The sequence below is a fragment of the Micromonospora sp. NPDC047762 genome (assembly GCF_043204655.1).
GTDB lineage: Bacteria > Actinomycetota > Actinomycetes > Mycobacteriales > Micromonosporaceae > Micromonospora.
This window is the reverse complement of record NZ_JBIDCQ010000012.1, coordinates 100,249-117,760: the sequence shown is the minus strand read 5'-3', so window position 1 is coordinate 117,760 and position 17,512 is coordinate 100,249. Positions and strand designations below refer to the sequence as shown.

20 protein-coding genes are annotated in these 17,512 nt (G+C 71.6%); 7 read left to right on the top strand and 13 right to left on the bottom strand.

Annotated features, from left to right (window positions below; translation table 11 throughout):
- Positions 1-12: 12 nt before the first annotated feature.
- Together ACGF3C_RS29980 and ACGF3C_RS29975 are read right to left on the bottom strand one after the other, a co-directional pair.
- Positions 13-1,050 carry a B12-binding domain-containing protein gene (locus ACGF3C_RS29980; RefSeq protein WP_393227062.1) on the bottom strand — a complete coding sequence of 346 codons (1,038 nt, stop codon included), beginning with the start codon at positions 1,048-1,050 and terminating at the stop codon, positions 13-15.
- The gene (locus ACGF3C_RS29975) at positions 1,047-2,804 is read right to left on the bottom strand and encodes a PP2C family protein-serine/threonine phosphatase (protein WP_393227060.1); all 1,758 of its coding nucleotides are present in this window, start codon (positions 2,802-2,804) and stop codon (positions 1,047-1,049) included. The genes ACGF3C_RS29980 and ACGF3C_RS29975 overlap by 4 nt, the downstream gene beginning before the upstream one ends.
- Before the next feature lie 210 nt (positions 2,805-3,014).
- On the opposite strand from ACGF3C_RS29975, the gene ACGF3C_RS29970 reads away from it, so the two are divergent.
- A complete protein-coding gene (locus tag ACGF3C_RS29970; RefSeq protein WP_357233580.1) occupies positions 3,015-3,353 on the top strand; it encodes an STAS domain-containing protein in 339 nt (112 codons plus the stop codon).
- A gap of 72 nt (positions 3,354-3,425) precedes the next feature.
- Here ACGF3C_RS29970 and ACGF3C_RS29965 read toward each other — a convergent pair whose 3' ends face one another.
- Positions 3,426-3,740 carry a hypothetical protein gene (locus tag ACGF3C_RS29965; protein WP_357233583.1) on the bottom strand — a complete coding sequence of 105 codons (315 nt, stop codon included), beginning with the start codon at positions 3,738-3,740 and terminating at the stop codon, positions 3,426-3,428.
- A 200-nt stretch (positions 3,741-3,940) separates the two neighbouring features.
- On the opposite strand from ACGF3C_RS29965, the gene ACGF3C_RS29960 reads away from it, so the two are divergent.
- The 3 genes from ACGF3C_RS29960 (at position 3,941) to ACGF3C_RS29950 (ending at position 6,969) form a co-directional block, all read left to right on the top strand.
- Positions 3,941-4,918 (top strand): DUF2267 domain-containing protein, encoded by a 978-nt coding sequence (locus ACGF3C_RS29960; protein ID WP_393227058.1) that lies wholly within the window; start codon positions 3,941-3,943, stop codon positions 4,916-4,918.
- Between the two features lie 103 nt (positions 4,919-5,021).
- Entirely contained in the window at positions 5,022-5,816 is a 795-nt protein-coding gene (locus tag ACGF3C_RS29955; RefSeq protein WP_393227056.1) for a spermidine synthase, read from the top strand.
- A gap of 58 nt (positions 5,817-5,874) precedes the next feature.
- Positions 5,875-6,969 (top strand): AI-2E family transporter, encoded by a 1,095-nt coding sequence (locus tag ACGF3C_RS29950; RefSeq protein ID WP_357229147.1) that lies wholly within the window; start codon positions 5,875-5,877, stop codon positions 6,967-6,969.
- Positions 6,970-7,005: 36 nt separating this feature from the next.
- Here ACGF3C_RS29950 and ACGF3C_RS29945 read toward each other — a convergent pair whose 3' ends face one another.
- The 4 genes from ACGF3C_RS29945 to ACGF3C_RS29930 all read right to left on the bottom strand — a co-directional run bounded on the left by ACGF3C_RS29945 (position 7,006) and on the right by ACGF3C_RS29930 (position 11,957).
- The gene (locus tag ACGF3C_RS29945) at positions 7,006-8,307 is read right to left on the bottom strand and encodes an NAD(P)/FAD-dependent oxidoreductase (protein ID WP_357229144.1); all 1,302 of its coding nucleotides are present in this window, start codon (positions 8,305-8,307) and stop codon (positions 7,006-7,008) included.
- A gap of 79 nt (positions 8,308-8,386) precedes the next feature.
- Positions 8,387-10,540 (bottom strand): glycogen debranching N-terminal domain-containing protein, encoded by a 2,154-nt coding sequence (locus tag ACGF3C_RS29940; RefSeq protein WP_393227054.1) that lies wholly within the window; start codon positions 10,538-10,540, stop codon positions 8,387-8,389.
- 106 nt (positions 10,541-10,646) lie between these two features.
- Positions 10,647-11,174, bottom strand: a complete 528-nt coding sequence (locus ACGF3C_RS29935) for a GNAT family protein (protein ID WP_357229138.1) — start codon at positions 11,172-11,174, stop codon at positions 10,647-10,649.
- A 60-nt stretch (positions 11,175-11,234) separates the two neighbouring features.
- The gene (locus ACGF3C_RS29930; RefSeq protein WP_357229135.1) at positions 11,235-11,957 is read right to left on the bottom strand and encodes a VOC family protein; all 723 of its coding nucleotides are present in this window, start codon (positions 11,955-11,957) and stop codon (positions 11,235-11,237) included.
- Positions 11,958-12,092: 135 nt separating this feature from the next.
- Here ACGF3C_RS29930 and ACGF3C_RS29925 point away from each other — a divergent pair, with 135 nt between their 5' ends.
- A complete protein-coding gene (locus ACGF3C_RS29925) occupies positions 12,093-12,500 on the top strand; it encodes a pyridoxamine 5'-phosphate oxidase family protein (protein ID WP_357229132.1) in 408 nt (135 codons plus the stop codon).
- Positions 12,501-12,587: 87 nt separating this feature from the next.
- Here ACGF3C_RS29925 and ACGF3C_RS29920 read toward each other — a convergent pair whose 3' ends face one another.
- The 6 genes from ACGF3C_RS29920 to ACGF3C_RS29895 all read right to left on the bottom strand — a co-directional run bounded on the left by ACGF3C_RS29920 (position 12,588) and on the right by ACGF3C_RS29895 (position 16,302).
- Positions 12,588-12,818, bottom strand: a complete 231-nt coding sequence (locus ACGF3C_RS29920) for a hypothetical protein (RefSeq protein WP_393227051.1) — start codon at positions 12,816-12,818, stop codon at positions 12,588-12,590.
- Between the two features lie 55 nt (positions 12,819-12,873).
- Positions 12,874-13,167: a DUF6510 family protein gene (locus ACGF3C_RS29915; RefSeq protein WP_355009041.1), complete on the bottom strand. Its 294-nt coding sequence runs from the start codon at positions 13,165-13,167 to the stop codon at positions 12,874-12,876.
- A 34-nt stretch (positions 13,168-13,201) separates the two neighbouring features.
- Positions 13,202-13,966 (bottom strand): ferredoxin reductase, encoded by a 765-nt coding sequence (locus ACGF3C_RS29910; RefSeq protein WP_357229153.1) that lies wholly within the window; start codon positions 13,964-13,966, stop codon positions 13,202-13,204.
- Between the two features lie 7 nt (positions 13,967-13,973).
- The gene (locus ACGF3C_RS29905) at positions 13,974-14,573 is read right to left on the bottom strand and encodes a sulfite oxidase-like oxidoreductase (protein ID WP_203124856.1); all 600 of its coding nucleotides are present in this window, start codon (positions 14,571-14,573) and stop codon (positions 13,974-13,976) included.
- A gap of 75 nt (positions 14,574-14,648) precedes the next feature.
- A complete protein-coding gene (locus tag ACGF3C_RS29900) occupies positions 14,649-15,674 on the bottom strand; it encodes a TerC/Alx family metal homeostasis membrane protein (protein ID WP_393227049.1) in 1,026 nt (341 codons plus the stop codon).
- A 217-nt stretch (positions 15,675-15,891) separates the two neighbouring features.
- The gene (locus ACGF3C_RS29895; protein WP_393227047.1) at positions 15,892-16,302 is read right to left on the bottom strand and encodes a DUF2267 domain-containing protein; all 411 of its coding nucleotides are present in this window, start codon (positions 16,300-16,302) and stop codon (positions 15,892-15,894) included.
- 155 nt (positions 16,303-16,457) lie between these two features.
- On the opposite strand from ACGF3C_RS29895, the gene ACGF3C_RS29890 reads away from it, so the two are divergent.
- Positions 16,458-16,730: a DUF2795 domain-containing protein gene (locus ACGF3C_RS29890; protein ID WP_184186396.1), complete on the top strand. Its 273-nt coding sequence runs from the start codon at positions 16,458-16,460 to the stop codon at positions 16,728-16,730.
- Positions 16,731-16,772: 42 nt separating this feature from the next.
- The gene (locus ACGF3C_RS29885; protein ID WP_393227045.1) at positions 16,773-17,438 is read left to right on the top strand and encodes a DUF1345 domain-containing protein; all 666 of its coding nucleotides are present in this window, start codon (positions 16,773-16,775) and stop codon (positions 17,436-17,438) included.
- The last annotated feature ends 74 nt before the right edge of the window (positions 17,439-17,512 follow it).

The following is a 17,512-nucleotide window of genomic DNA, read 5'->3' as shown; positions in this document are numbered from 1 at the left end:
CCGACGGGTCGGTCAGCGGGCGGTGCCGGGCAGCGCCGCGCATCCCAACGCCAGCGCCCGCGCCGCCCGGGGAAAGTCCCGCAACGCGACGGCGTAGTGCTCCAGCGGCAAAGCAACCGTCCCGGCGGGCACCCCACGACTTTCCAGAATCCCCGACAGCCACTCCACGAACTCCGTGAACAGGGAGGAGTCGTCGACGTAGACCGCCGCGGCCAGGAAATCCACCAAGTGGCCCAGGTCGCTCACTGTCGAGTCGAGCTGCGCGGCGGTGTACGCCCGTGCCGCCGGCACCCGCTCCCGCAGTTCCGCCAACGCGCTGTCGATCAGCTCACCGCGACGGCGCACCAGGCTGGCGTACTCGTCGTCGGCCAGGTGGGCCAGCCGCGCCGGCGGCGCCGCGCGCAGCGCCCGCTCGTCGGCGATCAGCTCGGCCGCCGAGGGCGCGTCCGGTGCCCAGGCCACCCCGAGCCGGCGCGCCCACCGGCCGTCCGTGCCGAACCCACGCCCGCCCACCACCACCGGGACGTCCGAGCGGCGGCAGGCCTCGATCATGCGGTGGGCGTACGGCAGGCGCATTGGCAGCGCGCACGCCAACGCGACCGCGTGCGCGTCGTGGCGGTGCAGGTACGACACGAGGTGCGCCGCGGGGACGCTGGCGCCCAGGAAGGTCACCTGCCACCCGCGTAACCGCAGCACCTCGGCCACCAGCCGGGGCGGCAACGCGTGCCACTCGCCGTCCATGCAGGCGACCACGACCCGGCCGTTGATCGGCTGCGGTCTCGCGTGCGCGGAAACCGCCGCCACCACCTGCTCGCTGATGTGGGTGGCCGCGTGCTCCTGGGCGACGCTCCACTCGTTGCGGGCCCACCGCTCACCCACCTCGGACTGCGCGGGCGCGACCAGGTCGAGCAGCACCCGCTCCGCTGGGACGCCCGCGTCGAGCAGACCGATCGCCAGGTCGGTCGCGGCGTACTCGTCGGCGTCCGCGAGATGCTCCAGATATCCGGAGTACGCCTCGCCGAGGTCATTGCTGGCCGTGGCGGCGGTCACGCGTCAGGCTCCCTCGTGTGGTCGACACCGGCGGGCACCGAGTGCAGGTGCCGTGCCCCGCGCCCGCCCAGGCCGGCCGCCCGCAGCGCCAGCACGGCGATGTCGTCGTGGTCGCCCTGTGCCAGCCAGTCGCAGGTGATCTGCTCGACCCGTTCGGCGAGGGCCGGGGCGGGCATCCGATGGCAACCGGTCAGCGCGCTGATCAGCCGCTCCGGGCCGAACTGCTCGTCCCCGCGCCGGCCGCCCCGCGCCTCGGTCACCCCGTCGCTGTAGAGCAGGCAGGTCTCGCCCGGCGCCAGCCGCACCGTCACCTCGCCGACGCGGGGGTCGGGCACCACCCCGATCAGCATGCCGCGCAACGGCACCGTCTCCACCTCACCGGTGGCGCGCAGCACCAGTGGTGGCAGATGCCCGCCGCCGGCCATGGTGAGGGTGAGGCCGCCGTCGCGCTCCGGGCGGGCCACGCCGAGCACGATGGTGGCGAAGCGGCCCTCACCGTGCGCCTGGGTCGTCTCCAGCAACGCGTCGTTGAGCAGCCGCAGCAACCGCGCCGGGTGCGACTCCAACCGGTGCAGCGCCTGCAGACACTGGCGCAGCTGGCCGGTGAAGACGGCGGCTTCGACGCCCTTGCCCGACACGTCGCCGAGGAAGAACACCGAACCCCCGTCGGGGAGCCGGTGCGAGCCGTAGAAGTCGCCGCCGATGCGCAGTCCCGACTGCGCGGGCCGGTACGCGGTGCCCCACTGCACACCGGTCGCCTCGACCGGCTCGACCGGCAGGAGGCTGGCCTGGAGGGTGTCGGCCACCTCGGCCTGGTCGCGGTAGAGCAGCGCGGTGGTCAACGCCGCGCCCGCGCGGGCCGCGAACGCGCGGACCAGCTCCACGTCGTCCTCGTCGTACCAGCGGCTGGCGCGACGGGCCACCAGCAGCACACCGACCGGCGCGTCGCGGCCCGGCAGCGGAACGACCCGGGCGGCGCTGTCGGTGCCGGCCAGCCCCGGCAGCCAACCGGCGTCGACCGCCTGCTCGACCAACCAGTCCACCGCGTGCGGCTCTGCCCCGGTCAACCCGTCGGCGATGGCGGTCGGCAGCTCGCCGCCGGCCAGTACGCCGCTGTCCACAGTCGGCACCTCGTCGTCGGTGCGTGAGGCCCGCCACCAGCGGGCGCGCCCGGCCTTCGGGGCGAGGACCAGCACCGCCACCTCGGCCAGGGTCGGCACGGCGAGTCGGACGACAGCGGCGGCAGCCCGGTCCGGGTGCAGTGGGTTGCCCAGCTTGTCGCCGACCACGGCCAGGAACGCCGAGCGAGCCCGTTCGGCGAGCAGCGCGTCGGCGCGGCTGACGCTGTCGGTGACGTCCTCGACGTACCAGCAGCAGCGGTCACCGGAGAGCGGCACCTGGCGCGCGGTGAGCCGGCGCCCGCGATGAGTGAAGCCCCCGGGGACACCGTCACTCAACCCGGGCACACCGGCCGCGCCGAGCAGCTCGCCGGGAGTCACCTCGGGCAGCAACCGCTCAGCCACCGGGCTGACGTGCCGCACGACGCCATCGGCGTCGCAGACGACCAGCCCTTCCCGGAAGTGCTCGACGACTTCCAACCAGTCGGGCGTGGCCTGCCCTCGGTCGGGTGCCAGCGGCGGTAGGGCCGCGGTGGGGCGGCGAACGTCGGCGGACCACGCCGAGGGTCGTGTCGTGCTCGGCGTGGAGAGCCGTCCGTCGCCCGGGTCCCAGTCCCTGACGTCGGAAGCAGTCACCAGCTGAGCCTCACTCCTTTGTCGTTCACCGAACCCGTGCCGGAACCGGCGTCTACGGTCAAAACTTTCCCGTCACCCTACGCCGGAACCCGGAAAGCGGCATCTCACGGTCGGTGGCCGGCACCGCCACGGCGGGCGTCGGACGAGGAACACGGGGGCGCGTCACCGCTCCCGCTTTGCGTTTTGTGGCTCGACAAGGAGAATGGCGGGATGCCCGACCAGCTGTTGACCATCGAGACAATCCGGCTCGGCGCCGGGAGCGTCCGACTCCGGCTGGCCGGCGAACTCGACTACGACAGCGCACCGGAGCTGATCGCCGCGGCGGCCGGGCTGCGCGGCGGCGACGACGCTCCGGTTCTGGTCGACCTGACCGGGGTGACCCTCTGCGATTCCTCAGGGCTCAGCGCGTTGCTGGTGGTGCACCGCGCCGCCGGGGCGATCCGACTGACCGGGGTCAGCCCTCAGCTTCAGCGGATGCTGGACCGCACGGGCCTGACCGAGTTGCTGGCCGAGGCGTACGCCGACGACGAGGTGCGCGCCACCGGCTGAGCCTCCGGCCACCCCGCACCGGACGGGGTGGCCCCCGACCCTGGGACCTGGGGTCGGGGGCCGGAGGAATGTCTAGGGTGCCGTCATCGGCTGGAGCCGGGGGCCGTCCTCACGCAGCTCGCCGATCGGGGCCGGGTCGACGTCCTCGGGCTCCCCCGAATCGGGCGTCTGGTACAGGTAGCGGACGAACTGCCCACCCGCCTCGTTGTCGTCCGCGCCGGGCCACTGACCGATGCAGTCCATCCCGATCACCTCGCGGCCCGTTCCGTCGGCCTCCTCCACCAGCGCCCACAGGCTCACCGGGTAACACCTGGTGACCTCGGGTGTGAGTTGCCAGCGGGCGTACCAGCCGGGTCGAGCGGGGACGATCTCGACAACTTCCTTCATGACGACCTTCCTTCCGCGTACCTCGGAAGAACTCCGGTCCTGAGCCGATCGTGCGGGCCGTGCGGGTGAGCACCCCTCACCCCCGCCGGATGAAGCGTGGCGCAGGTTGGTCCGACCCGGCCGGCGGCCTCCGTTTCCTTCTCGGGGACGGCGGGAAGGCGACTGGCGCAGCCACGATCCCCAGCGGAAGGGATGCCACCATGCGCAAGCAGATGGAGGGCGACAACCAGAGGCGCCGGGCCCTGGCCCGGCAGGCCCGGGAACAGAATCGCCAGCCCAGCGAGATCGGCGCCAGCCTGAGCGCGTCCAAGCAGCTCACGAGCCTCGACGCGGGTAAGCGGGCGGGCCCACCAGCGGCCGGACCGCGCAAGTCGGACACCACGCGCGGGGGGCCGGCACCGCCGCCGGTCGGTACCGCCGACAACCCGCGACCGCAGCCGTCCCCGCCGAGCGGCGCGGCCGGTGTGAACAGCATGGGCTACCACGACCTGGTCGACGAGGTTCGGCGTCGCGCCGGGGTCGACTTCAAGACCGCCAAGGTGGGCACCGAGGCGACAGTTCTGGTCCTCGCGTTCGCCCTGGAGGCCGCCGAGCGGCAGCGGCTGCTCGCCGCGGTGCCGGCGTCGCTGCACGACGTGCTGCCGGTAGACGGCATCGAGCGGCACCAGGACCTGCCCGGCTTCCTGGCCGAGGTGGGCCGGATCAGCGGCAACACCCCGGAGCAGGCCCGTTACCAGGCGGAGGCGACGATCGCCGCGCTCGCCGAGCAGGACGGCGACCTGGTCGAGTCGTTGCACGTACCCGACGGGTTGCGCGACCTGCTGAACCCGCCGGAGGCCGGCGGCGGCCTGGTGGGCGCCTCCACCACCACACCCACCCTGGACGCCGACGAGATCAGCGCGGCGCTTGACGACCTGCCCTACTGGTCCGGCGACAGCCAGGGCCTCTACCGGGTGGTCGCGCTGCCGCCCGACAACCTGGACCGGGTTCTCGCCCGGCTCGACCGGCTTCGCCAGGACAACGGCCGCGGCCCGAGCATCGGACGTCCGGGCGACACCGCCGCCGTGTTGACAGTGCGAACCAACCAGGCCAACGGGGTCACCGCGCTCGACGTGGACCTCGCCCGCCAGATCGACGACGCGATCGACGAGGTGGGGGCCGGGATGGCCGGCGGCTGACCGGCCACCACGACACCGTCGGGCCGGCGGAGCGGGGGCGACCCCGCTCCGCCGGCCCGTCCGCCGTGCCAGGTGCACGGTGGGCTCGGCTAGCGTGCCGGGCATGAACCGCGCCGCCGACCGGCTGGAACTCGTCGCCGATCCGGTCCGCCGGACCGGGCGGACACTGCTGTCCGCCGGGGTCGAGCAGTCGTACGTGGATGTCGAGGATCCCCGGCACCTGCACTTCGAGTACGTCCGGCGGATCGCCTCGGCCGTGGAGGTGGCGGCCCCGGCCGGCGTACCGCTGAACGTCCTGCACCTGGGCGGCGGCGCGTTGACGTTGCCCCGCTGGCTGGCCGCCACCCGGCCCGGCTCCCCGCAACGGGTCGTCGAGCGGGACGCGGCGGTGGTCGAGCTGGTGGCCCGGGAGTTGCCGCCGCTGCCGCCGGAGGTGCGGGTCCAGGTCGCCGACGCACGGGACGCCCTGACCGGCACCCCGGACGGCCGCCACGACCTGGTGATCGCCGACATCTACCGGGCGGCCCGGATGCCCCGGCACGTGCGCACCGTCGAGTTCGCCGCCGAGGTCGCCCGCGCCCTGCGCCCCGACGGGTTGTACCTGGTCAACGTCACCGATCTGCCTCCGCTGGTCGGCACCCGGGTGCAGGTGGCCACCTTGCGGGCGGTCTTCGCCGACGTGTGCGTGGTCGGCGACCGGCGGATGTTACGCGGCCGCAGGTACGGCAACCTGGTGCTGGCCGCGACCTCCCGCCCCGGCGGGCTGCCGGTGGCCCGGCTGGCGGTGGCCGCCCTGCGCGACCCGGTGCCCGGTGGGCTGCTGCACGCCGGCGCGCTCGACACGTTCGCCGCCGGCGCCCACCCCGTCACCGACGCGGACGACAACTCGCACCACTGATCGCCGTTGTGCCCCCATTGCCGGGTTTCCGACGGCCTGGGCGGGGAAGGCCCGCCGGATGAGCAACGTCGACGATCGGGTGACCGGCCGCCGAACTCTGATCGTGATCGGTCTGGTGCTGGCGACCGCGCTCGCGCTGGGGTTCGTGTACGCGACCCGGCGGGTGCTGGTCTGGGCGGTGGTCGCCGCGTTCTTCGCCGTCGCGCTCAAGCCCCTCGTCGACCGGCTGCAACGCCGCTTCGTCCGGCGTCGGGCGCTGGCCACACTGCTGGTGTTCCTCGCCGCGTTCGTCCTGCTGGCGATCCTGGCCGCGCTCATCCTGGTGCCGCTGTTCGGGGAGTTGGGCCGCTTCGCCGACCGGGCACCCGAGCTGCTGCGGGAGGCCCGCGCCGGGCGGGGCCCGGTGGGGCAGCTACTGGAGCGCACCGGGGCGCGGCGCTACGTCAGTGAGCACTCGGGGCAGCTGCGCGACCTCGGCGGCCGCCTGCGCCAACCCGCTGTCGGTGTGCTGCGCGGCGTCGTCGAGTCGGTCGCCGGGCTGGTCACGGTCATCGTGCTGGCGTACCTCATGGTGTTGGAGGCGCCGCGGATAACCAGCGGCCTGCTCGCGGCGGCCGGGGACGGTCAGGGCGAGCGGCTGCGCCGGGTGGGCCGGGAGGTGTCGCGCACCGTCACCGGCTACCTCACCGGGAATCTGCTGATCAGCGTGATCTGCGGGGCGTTGACCTATGCGGTGCTGACCCTCACCGGGGTGCCCTTCGCGGCCGTGATCGCCCTCCTGGTGGCGGTGGCCGACCTGATACCGCTGGTCGGGGCGACCCTCGGCGCGGTGATCGCGGCCGGTGCCGGTTTCCTGCACTCCCCCACCGCCGGGGTGGTGGTGCTGGTCTTCTTCGTGGTCTACCAGCAGCTGGAGAACCACCTGCTCCAGCCACTCATCCTGTCCCGCGCGGTCCGGCTCAACCCGTTGACGGTGCTCGTCAGTCTGCTGCTCGCGGCGGAGCTGGCCGGTCTGCTCGGCGCGCTGCTGGCCATCCCCGCCGCCGGCATCGTCCAGACCCTGCTGCGCGAGTACGGCCCGCGCCGGCTGCGGCCCGCCCCGCCCGCCGGTCCGGCCGCGCGGTCCGCGCGACCGGCCGGCTCCACCGACTGACCATTCCGGGTACGGCCGGCGCCGCCACCTGCCCGCTCAGCGGGACCGGGACGCCACCTCCGGAGACGTGCTCTCCAATGGCACCGCGTTCGCCGGCACCAGCCCCAACTGGACCGCGGACCGGGTCAACGCGGCGTCCAACGCCCAGTCCGCGCTGACCCGCGTGCGGTTTCCCGGCATCGCCATCAGGTGGTACGCCCGGGTGACCGCCTTGGCCGGCAGACCGCCCAGGTTGACCTGCAACGGGTTCGCCGCCGCGTCCTTGCCACCCAGGTCGACGACCCAGCCGAGGTCGTGGTGCTTGTACGGCTTGCGGCGGCCGAAACCGTACGACGCGGCGATGTTGTGCGCCGCACGCTTGCCCTGCCGCTGCGCGTGCTGAGCGGTCATCCCGCAGACCTTGCCCGGGTTGACCAGGTCGGGCACCGCGGCGGCGTCGCCGATGGCGTACACCTCCGGATAGCCGGGGACGTTGAGGAACTCGTCGGTGACCAGCCGACCCCGGTCGGTCCGCAGGCCCAGCTCGTTGACGAACGGGTCGGGGCGCACCCCCACACACCACACCAGGGTGCAGGTCGGCACGTACTCACCGTCGGTGAGCTTCACCCCGTCGCAGGTCGCCTCGGCGACCGAGGTGCCCATCCGCACGTCCACCCCACGCCGGTTGAGCACCTTGTGCGAGGTGTCCGACATCCGCTTGTCCAACTCCGGCAGCACCCGGGACGCCACGTCGAGCAGCATCCAGCGGGGCCGGACGGTGAGCCGGGGCCGTTGCGCGTGCAACGCGTCGGTGAACAGCTGCCCGTGCGCCGCGACCTCGGTGCCGGTGTAACCCGCTCCTACCACCACGAACGTGGAGCGGGCCTGCTGCTCGGCCGGGTCCTCGGCCTGCTCGGCCAGTTCGACCTGCCGGACGATGTGATCATGCAGGTAGACGGCCTCGGGCAGGCCGCGGAAACCGTGCGCGTACTCGGTCACCCCGGGGATGGGCAGCAGCTTGTTGACGCTGCCCACGGCGAGCACCAGCCGGTCGTACGCCAGCCGGTTCTTCTCCCCCTCGGCCTGGGTGAAGCCGACCCAGCGGTTCTGCAGGTCCACGTGGTCCGCCTCGCCGATCACCACCCGTACGCCCTTGAGCGTCCCGGTCAGCGGCACGGCGATCCGTCTGGGTTCGACCACCCCGGCCGCCACCTCGGGCAGCAGCGGCAGGTAGAGGAAGTAGTCGGTGGAGTTCAGCACCACGATCTCGGCCCGGTCCCGGGCGATCCGGCTCAACGTCTTCGCCGCGTGGTAACCGGCGAACCCGGCCCCCACGATCACCACACGAGGTTTCGTCATTGCGGGCCGTTTCCCGTCGAAGCCCGCGACAAACGTCCGGCCTGCCAGCCGCGCTCAGCCGTCTCCTCGCCAGCCGCGCTCAGCTCGGCTGGAGCCGGATGTGGCCGCTGCGACCGATCGCCTCGACCTCCCACTGTTGGCCGAACGCCCGGACCCGCTCGGCGGCGATCCGGCCCAGTTCCTCTGGGATGTCCGGATCGAGGACCAGCCGGCCCTCGACCGGATTGATGCCGAGCATGGCGCGGATCAGGGCCAGCGGCGTGCCGGCCGCCCACGCCTGCGGGCTGCACGCGGTCGGGTACGGGACGGCGAACAGCAGCCGCTCCCGGTCGAAACCGCTGAGCGCCTCCGGCAACCGGTAACCGAACTGCTCGGCGGCCTCGATCATCGCCAGGCTGATCCGGTTCGACTCGGCCCGGTAGCCGTACCGGGCCAGGCCGAGCGCGGCGATCGAGTTGTCGTGCGGCCAGACCGTGCCGAGGTGGTAGCCGAGGGCGTTGTAGGGCCGTTCCTCCCGGGACAGGGTGCGAATGCCCCAACCGGAGAACATGTCCGGTGACATGAGTTGTCGCACCACCGCGTCGGCCCGCTCCGGTGGCACGATTCCGCTCCACAGCAGGTGACCCATGTTCGAGGTCTTGGAGTCGACGCGGTTCTTGTCGCCGTCCAGGGCGACCGCGTAGTAGCCGCCCCGTTCCTCGATCCAGAAGTCCTTGTTGAACCTCTCGTACAGGGCTTTGGCCTGCTCGCGCAGCCGGTGCGCCGACGCGGGGTCGTCCAACGGCCCGTCGAACAACTCAGCCAGCCGCAGCTTGGCGTCGTAGGTGTAGCCCTGGAGATCGCTGGTGGCCAGCGGGAGCACGGGGATTCGGCCGTCGGCGAAGCACACCCCGTCCGGGGAGTCCCGCCAGCACTGGTTGCCCAGCCCCTCGTACGAGCGGGTGGCGTACTCGACGTAGCCGTCGCCGTCCCGGTCGCCGTACTCGTCGATCCAGCGCCACGCGGCCAGCGCGTTGTCGCGCAGTTGCTGGACGGTCAAGTCGTCGCCGGTCCACCGCCAGTACTCGGAGAGCAGGATCAGCCAGAGCTGGGTGGCGTCGGCGGTGCCGTAGTAGGGCCCGTACGGCTTCTCGCCGGAGCGGGTCAGCTCGCCGCTGCGTACCTCGTGCAGGATCTTGCCGGGCTCCTCGTCGGTGAAGTCGTCGCAGGCTTCGCCCTGAAGCCGGGCCAGCGCGAGCAGCGCGCCCTTCGCCAGGGTGGGCCCGGCGACCAACGTCTGGTAGGCGCTGATCAAGGTGTCCCGTCCGAAGACGGTGAGGAACCAGGGCAGTCCGGCACCGGGCAACATGATGCGCTGGCCCTTGACCTCCAGGTCGAGCCGCAGCGCCGACAGGTCGTCACGGGACTGGCGTACGGTGCGCTCCAGCGACGTGCTGTCGCTGCGCAACACCGCGCGGTTCTCGGTCCACCGGCGCAGCGGATCGTCGGCGCGACCGTGGAAGACGTCGGCGATGTCACCCCGGACCGGCTCGACCACCCCCATGCCGTCCGGCAGCGGCACGTGCAGGTCCACCTTCCAGGTCTCGCGGGGGCTCAGGTCAAGCTCCCAGACCAGGTCGTCGCCCTCGACGCGGTCGGCTGGCGTCGCGCAGCACACCCGGGTCTGGGCGCAGAAGTCACCGCTCTGGTAGGAGAAGCACAGTTCGGAACCGTCGGCGGCATGGTCCCGGCTGATCTCCGCGAAGCGGTCCCGGACCCTGGACTTGACCTCGAACAGGTCGGCGAAGTCGGCGTCGACGGCCAGCCGCAGCTCAAACCGGACCGGCTCCAACCGGAACGAGACCAGTTCCAGGCGCTCGTGCAGGCCGTCGCCGACGTAGCGCAGCCGCCGGACGGCCAGGCTGTTCGGCGGCAGCCCCGGCAGGTCGGGGTTGGTGAGCGTGTACTGCGCGGAGTAGTGCTCGATGGTCTCGGAGCGCAACACCAGCAACTCACTGCCGTCGATGGTCAATGTCCAACCGCTGAGCAGCCGGGTGTCCAGGTGCACGAGCCCACCGATGCTGCCCGGCGGCACGTCCCCCTGGGCGTTGGAGTACAGGAAGGTGGGCCCGCTGAGCACCGCGAGAGAGTCGGGTCCCAGTTCCGGCGGGATCGCCCGCTGATCGCCACTGTCCGAATTGGCGATCGACAGACCGGGCATGGGGTTGGCAGGGGTCGCGCGAACGGCAGCCATGACACCCACCGTAGGAAGCAGGACACGGAGCGTCATCACCCGGTCCGGGTGAAAGGCCCGATGCTGACTCTCTGACTCGTCGGTCCGGCGCCGCCGGGCCGACCGGTCAGGCGGGGGTTGGTGCGGTGATCGCCCAGCGCTCGTGGTCGCGCCAGGCGCCGTCGATGAACAGGTAGTCCGGGGAGAAACCCTCCAACCGGAAACCCAGCTTGCGGGCCACCCGCCGCGACGGCTCGTTGCCCGGTTGGATGTTCGCCTCCAGCCGGTGCAACCCGGCCGAGGTGAACGCGTGGTCGATCACCAGGGCGACGCCCGCCGAGGCGTGGCCGGTCCCGCTGTACGGCAGGAACGCCGCATACCCCAGGTAGCCACCGCGCAGCGCGCCGAGCACGATCCCGCTGATGTTCACGTAGCCGGCGATCTCGCCGCTGGCCCGGTCGCAGATCAGGTATCCGGCGCTGTCGCGGCGACGGATCCGGCGCAGATAGAGCTCGTACTCCTCCGGGCTGGCCGGCGCGGCCAACCAGGGATGGTGCAGGTCCCGACTGCGCAGCGCGGCGGCGACGAACTCGTCCGAGTCGGTGGGCCGGGGTCGCCGGATCGCGGCGGGACCACCGGTACGCAGGTATCTCACGGCGGACCACTCTGACCGACCGGCGCCGCTGTTGTCCAATGATCGCGGCGCTTACCGGGGCTAGCGGGACGTCCGCAGGCTGAACTCCTGACCATCGGGGTCAGCCAGCACCAGCCGGCCTGTCCCATCCTGGTCGGCGTCGACCCGGGTCGCCCCGAGCGAGAGCAGACGGTCGACTTCGACCTGCCAGTCGACGCCAACACCCGGCGCGAGGTCGAAACGCACCCGATCCCGACCGCCGTTCGGCATCGGTGGCGGGCCACCCCACGTAATTTTCGTGCCACCGTGCGGCGACTGGATCGCCGTTTCCTCGTCCTGGTCCCAGACCAGCGGCCAGCCCAGCGCCGCGCTCCAGAAGTAGCCGACCTTCTGCGAACCGTCGCAGGCCAGCGCACCGACGAAGCCGCAGCCGTCGAGGAAGTTGTTGCCCGGCTCGATGACGTCGAACTCGTTGCCCTCGGGATCGGCGAGCACCACATGATCGATCTCCGGGCCCTGCCCGATGTCGGCGTGCCGCGCGCCCAACTCCAACGCACGGGCCACCGTCTGCCGCTGGTCCTCCAGCGAACTGCTGGTCAGATCGAAGTGCATCCGGTTCTGGACGACCTTCGGCTGGTCAGACGGCACGAAGCGCAGCCGGAGCTCGGGGTCGGCCCCCGGCAGGACCAGGACGCCGTCGCGCGGATCCTCCACCATGTCCCGACCAAGAAGCCCGGACCAGAACCGACCGAGGTGTACGGGCTGGGCTGCGTCACAGGTGATCGCGAACAGGTGAGCCGTCATCGCGCGGGTCATCTCCGATCTGACCGGATGCCATACGGTCCTTGGGGCGCAAAGCCTAGGGACGAGCCGGGCCAGCCGCACCCGAGTATTCGACGGCCACCGCCGGCACGGGCAGGCTTGTGATCCACTTGCCGGATGAACCGAAGCCCCTCGCCCCCTTCGGCCGACGTCGAGGAGCGACTGTCACGGGAGCTGAACATCTGGCTGTGCACGGTGCGACGCGACGGGTCCCCGCACCTCACGCCGGTCTGGTTCGTCTACCTCTCCGCGACGTTCTGGGTCGGTTGCGAGAGCCGCAGCGTCAAGGCCCGCAATGTCCTGGCCGACCCACGGGTGTCCCTGGCTCTGGAGAGCGGCAACGCTCCGGTGGTGGCGGAGGGCGCCGTCCACGTGCACCGGAGTGGATTCCCGGGAACGGTCGTCGAGGCGTTCGCGCGCAAGTACGACGGCTGGGACGTCGGCCGGCAGGTCAGCCCGGACGGTGAGCGGGCGCTCCTGGAGATCCCCGTCCGGCGGTGGCTGCTCGCGGGCACCGCCCAGTGAGTCGTCGATGAGAGAATCAGCTGGTGGAGAACGAGCTGACGACTCGCCGTGGGCCGACGACGTCGCCCGGGCCTACGACCTCCTCCGTCACTGAAGGGCCCCTCGTCGCGCGAACCACGGCGCCAGCCAGGGACTGAGCGCGACGAGACCGACGGCGAGGGCGGTGATGACGGCCTGCCCGATCCGGCCCGGGGTGACACCGAACGCCGGGTCCAGCACGTAGTTGGCGTACCCGTTCGCGGCCGCGTCCGTCACCAGCACCGCGCAGCCCAGCACGAGCCCCTGCACCCGGCGAGCGGCCAACAGCAGTGCCGCCAACGGATCCCACAGCGTCAGGAGCGTGAAGTAGAACGTCAGCCGGGCGAGCGTTCCGTCAGAGCGGGCCGGGGAACGTCTGTTCCATCGGCATCGGCACCTGGAGGAAGGTGGTGCCGCGCATGTCCAGCCAGGCCCGGTCCGGCCCGCGCACCAGGCGCACCATCACCTCCTCGCAGGAGGGGCAACGGGCGACGAGGCCCGGGGCGTTCGAGTAGACGTGCAGGCTGGCCATCGAACCGGTCGTCCCGCAGTTCTCACAGCGGCCCATCGCGCTGCTCAGGTCGACGGTGAACAGCTCACGCATCGGGCCGTCGAGCATGTTGCCGTCCAGGTACGACATCTCGGTCATCGAATCTCCTCGACACTGCGTGAGTGAGCGGTGGTCAGCCGGTGGGGCCGAACCGTTCGGTCTTGACCCGACGCGACGGGTGACCCAGCCCCACCAGCAGGTCGGCCACGGTCTCCACGAACGCGGTCGGGCCGCAGACGTAGGTGAGTGGTTCCAGGTCCGGTGGCCACCCGTGCGTGTTGACGTCGGCCAGCCCGATCCGGTGCGGCTCGCCGCGCCAGCCCTCGGGCGCCTCCCGGGTGTAGACGTACGCGACGTCGAGGCCGAAGTCGTCGCGGATCCGGCGGCGCAGCTCGTCGGCGTAGATCACGTCGCCGGGGGTGCGCACCGAGTAGATCAGCCGGAACGGCGCCTTGCTGCCCACCGCCCGCCGCGCCCGGATCATCGCCATCAGCGGCACGACGCCGGAGCCGCCGGCGACGAGCTGCACCGGCGCGGTCTCCTCGGGCCGCCAGATGAACCAGCCGCCGAGCGGTCCGCGGACCTCGATCGGGTCGCCGTTTCCAAAGACATCGATGAGGTACGGCGACACCTCGCCGTCGTGCACCCGCTGCACTGTCACCTCGATGCGCGGTCCTCCCGGCCCGTCCACGGCCGGCCCGGCGATCGAGTACGACCGTGCCGCCTGGTAGCCGTCCGGGGCGGTGAGCCGCAGGTCGACGTGCTGCCCGGCCAGGTGCCCCGGCCAGTCCGGCACCTCCAGCACCAGGGTCTGCGCGGTCGGTGTCTCCACCCGGCGCTCCACCAGCCGGCCGACCTGCCAACGGTTGGGCGTCCGGCGCTGGGTGCTCGTCGCCACGGCGCGCTCAGTCACCCTGGTACCGCTGTTCGCGCCACGGGTCGCCGTAGTCGTGGTACCCGGCGGTCTCCCAGAACCCTGGCTCGTCCATCGTCTTGAGTCGGAGGCCGCGCACCCACTTGGCGGACTTCCAGAAGTACAGGTGCGGCACCAGCAGTCGCGCGGGCCCGCCGTGCTCAGCGGGCAGCGGAGCGCCGTCGAAGGTGTGCACCACCCAGGCCTGGCCGCCCCGCAGGTCGTCGAGCGGCAGGTTGGTGGTGTACCCGCCGTAGGAGTGCGCCAGCGCGAAGTGCGCTCCCGTGTCGACGTCGGCGAGCAGGGTGTCCAGTGAGACGCCCTGCCAGTTGGTGCCGAGCTTGGACCAGCGGGTGACGCAGTGGATGTCCACCATCGGAGTCTCCTGCGGCAGGGCCATCAGCTCCTGCCACGACCACCGGTGGTCGCTGCCGTTCTCGGCGGAGATGACAAACTCCCAGGTGTCCAGTGACACCCGGGGCGTCGGGCCGGCCGAGAGCACCGGAAAGTCCTCGGTCAGATACTGACCGGGTGGCAGGGCCGGCTCCTGCGTTCGGGGCCGACCCTGAAAGCCCGGTGACACGATTCCCATTGCACAGTCGTACCACCCGCGCCGGTGGGGGCGGGAGCTTTCCCGCGTACCCCGTCGTCAGCCGGCGCGGCGCGGTCAGTGCCGCTCCGCGACGACAGTGCGGTCCTCGGGCAGGTCGCCACCGCGGGTGGCGCGCAGGCTGGTCACCGTGACCACCACCAGCACACCGATGATCACGCCGAGCGAGGCCAGGGTGGGGATCTGCGGCACGCTGTCCCAGATGCCGTGCGCCCAGTGCAGACCCAGCTTGAGGCCGATGAACGCCAGGATGATGGCCAGACCGTAGCTGAGGTGCACCAGCCGGCTCAGCGCCGCGTGCAGGACGAAGTAGAGCGCCCGCAGGCCGAGCAGGGCGAACGCGTTGGTGGCGAACACCAGGTACGGGTCCTCGGTGATGCCGTAGACCGCCGGCACCGAGTCGACAGCGAAGACGATGTCGGTGGCCAGCACCGCGACCACCACCAGGGCGAACGGCGTGAGTGCCCGCTTCGCGCCCTGCCGGACGGTCATCCTGGTGCCGTGGTAGTCGTCGACCACCGGCATGACCTTGCGCAGCAGCTTCACCGACCGCATCTTGTTGATGTCGACTTCCTGCTGATGCCCGGAGATGGCGTCACGCAGCAGCTTCACCGCGGTGGCGATGAGGATGATCGCGAAGAGCAGGAAGGCGAAGTCGAGGGTCTGCAACGCCGCCGCCCCGAGGGCGATGAAGACGGCCCGCAGCACCAGCGCACCGGCGATGCCGTAGAGCAGCACCCGCTGGGCGAGCACCGCCGGCACCGCGAACGCCGCCAACAGCAACATGAAGACGAAGAGGTTGTCGACCGAGAGCGACTTTTCCACCAGGTAGCCGGTCAGGTATTCAACGCCCTGCTGGGAGCCGAATCGCCACCAGAGCCAGCCGCCGAACGCCAGCGGCAGCGCTATGTAGAAGGCCGACCAGCCGATGGCCTCCCGCATGGACACCTCGTGCGGGCGGCGGGTGACCAGGAAGTCCAGCACCAACAGCAGGAGGACCCCGATGATGGTGACCGCCCACAGCGTGGGCGTGCCCACCGACGACAGGTCGCTGGCGGCGGACAGATACGACACTTGACTCATGTTGGGTCTCCTCGAACACCGTCATGTTCGAGGTCTCCTTCACCCACCACCTGGTGGGCAACCACCCGAGGCACGCCGGGCGCGCCGTACTGACCGGAATGGTTCGTGGGAAGTACTCCCCTCGCACGACAAGGTTAGGCCAGGCGGAATCGCCACGCCAAGCGGGACATCGATGGTTGCCCTGGTAAACCGCTGTGTGTGCCCGGTACGAGCGCTGTCAGCCCCGGCGCAACGTCGCACCCGGGGCCATCGCCTGCTCGACCAGGCCCCGGTAGTCACGTGGCAGCTGGGTCACCACGTCGTCGAACTCACCGCCGGTGATCGCCTCGCGAAGGGTGGTGAAGACCGCCCGGCTGGCGTCCTCGGCGGCGGGCTCCCGCACACCGGCGCGCAACGCGACCCGGGCGACGAACTCCGCCGCGCCGAACCGGTCCGCCTGCTCGGTGCTCGGGCTCGGTTTGAGCACGAGTTGCAGCGGTTGGGGCAACTGGGCGGCCAGATCAAGGACCTCACCGCCGGTCAACCGCTCGGCGAACGTCTCCAACACGGCCCGGGTCAGCTCGACCGCCCGCTCGGACGACGTCGCGGTGCGCTGGGAAACCTGGTCGATGAAGGTGTCGTAGTTCATCGCGTACTCCCTTGGCTCGCATCGGCGCCTGCGGGTACCCGCGGCGGCCGAGGAGAAACGGCACCGGGTTTCCTGCCCCGGGCGGGCGTGACCGGCCGGCGGGCGGGTAACCGCCGCCGGTCGTCACCACATCGATGCCCGAGGGAGCCCACGCCATGGCGAGCTACGCCGACGTCCTGCAGTACCTGTCGAGCCTGGACTACCCGGCCGAGAAGAACGACGTGGTCCGCGAGGCCGAACGGGAGGGTGCCCCGCCGGACGTGCTGAAGGCGCTGCGCGCCCTGCCGCCGGTCGACTACGCCAACGGGACCGAGGTGGCCCGGTCGGCCGGGATCGAGGCTGCGCCCGAGGTCGGCCCCGCCCAGCGGGCCGAGCAGGCCCGGGACAAGAAGCACAACCGGGTCTCGCAGCACCTGCGCGGCATCTGATCCGGCAGTGACGCCCACCACCCCGACCCGGGAGCGTCCCGAATGACCCAGACCGGCCCCGACCGGCCAACGGACGTGCGTTTCCCGGCTGCGAAGCAGCTCGCCGTCGTGGCGGTGGCCGGCGTCGTCGCCGGCTGCGTCTTCGCGCTGCTGCTTCCCCTGCCGCTCGCCGCGCTGGCCGGCTGGGACGTGGGCGCGCTGAGCTGGCTCGTGCTGGTCTGGCACAAAATTTGGCCGATGGACGCCCTGCGGACCGCCCAGCTGGCCGTCCACGAGGACCCGAACCGGGCGATCCGGGACGCCCTGCTGCTCGTCGCCTGCCTGGCCAGCCTGCTGGCCGTCGGATTGGTCGTGGCGAGCGCGCAGAGCGCGCCCCCCGGGACGACCCGGGAGCTGCACAGCGGCCTGGGCGTGCTCAGCGTGGTGCTCTCCTGGTTCGTGGTTCACACCGTGTTCGCCGCCCGGTACGCCCGGATCTACTACACCGGCCCGGACGGCGGGGTGAACTTCAACCAGACCGAGCCGCCGTGCTACTCCGACTTCGCGTACGTCGCGTTCACCATCGGGACGACGTTCCAGATCTCCGACACCAACCTGACCAGCAACGAGATGCGTCGTACGGTGCTGCGCCACTCGATGGTGTCGTACCTGTTCGGCGCGTTCATCATCGCCGTGACGGTGAACCTGCTGGCGGGTCTGGCGGGATGACAGCTGGTCACGCTCCGAGCCGCGCAGTCCCCCGGAGCGCGACACGGGGCGGGGCCGACCGAAGGGCCGGGACA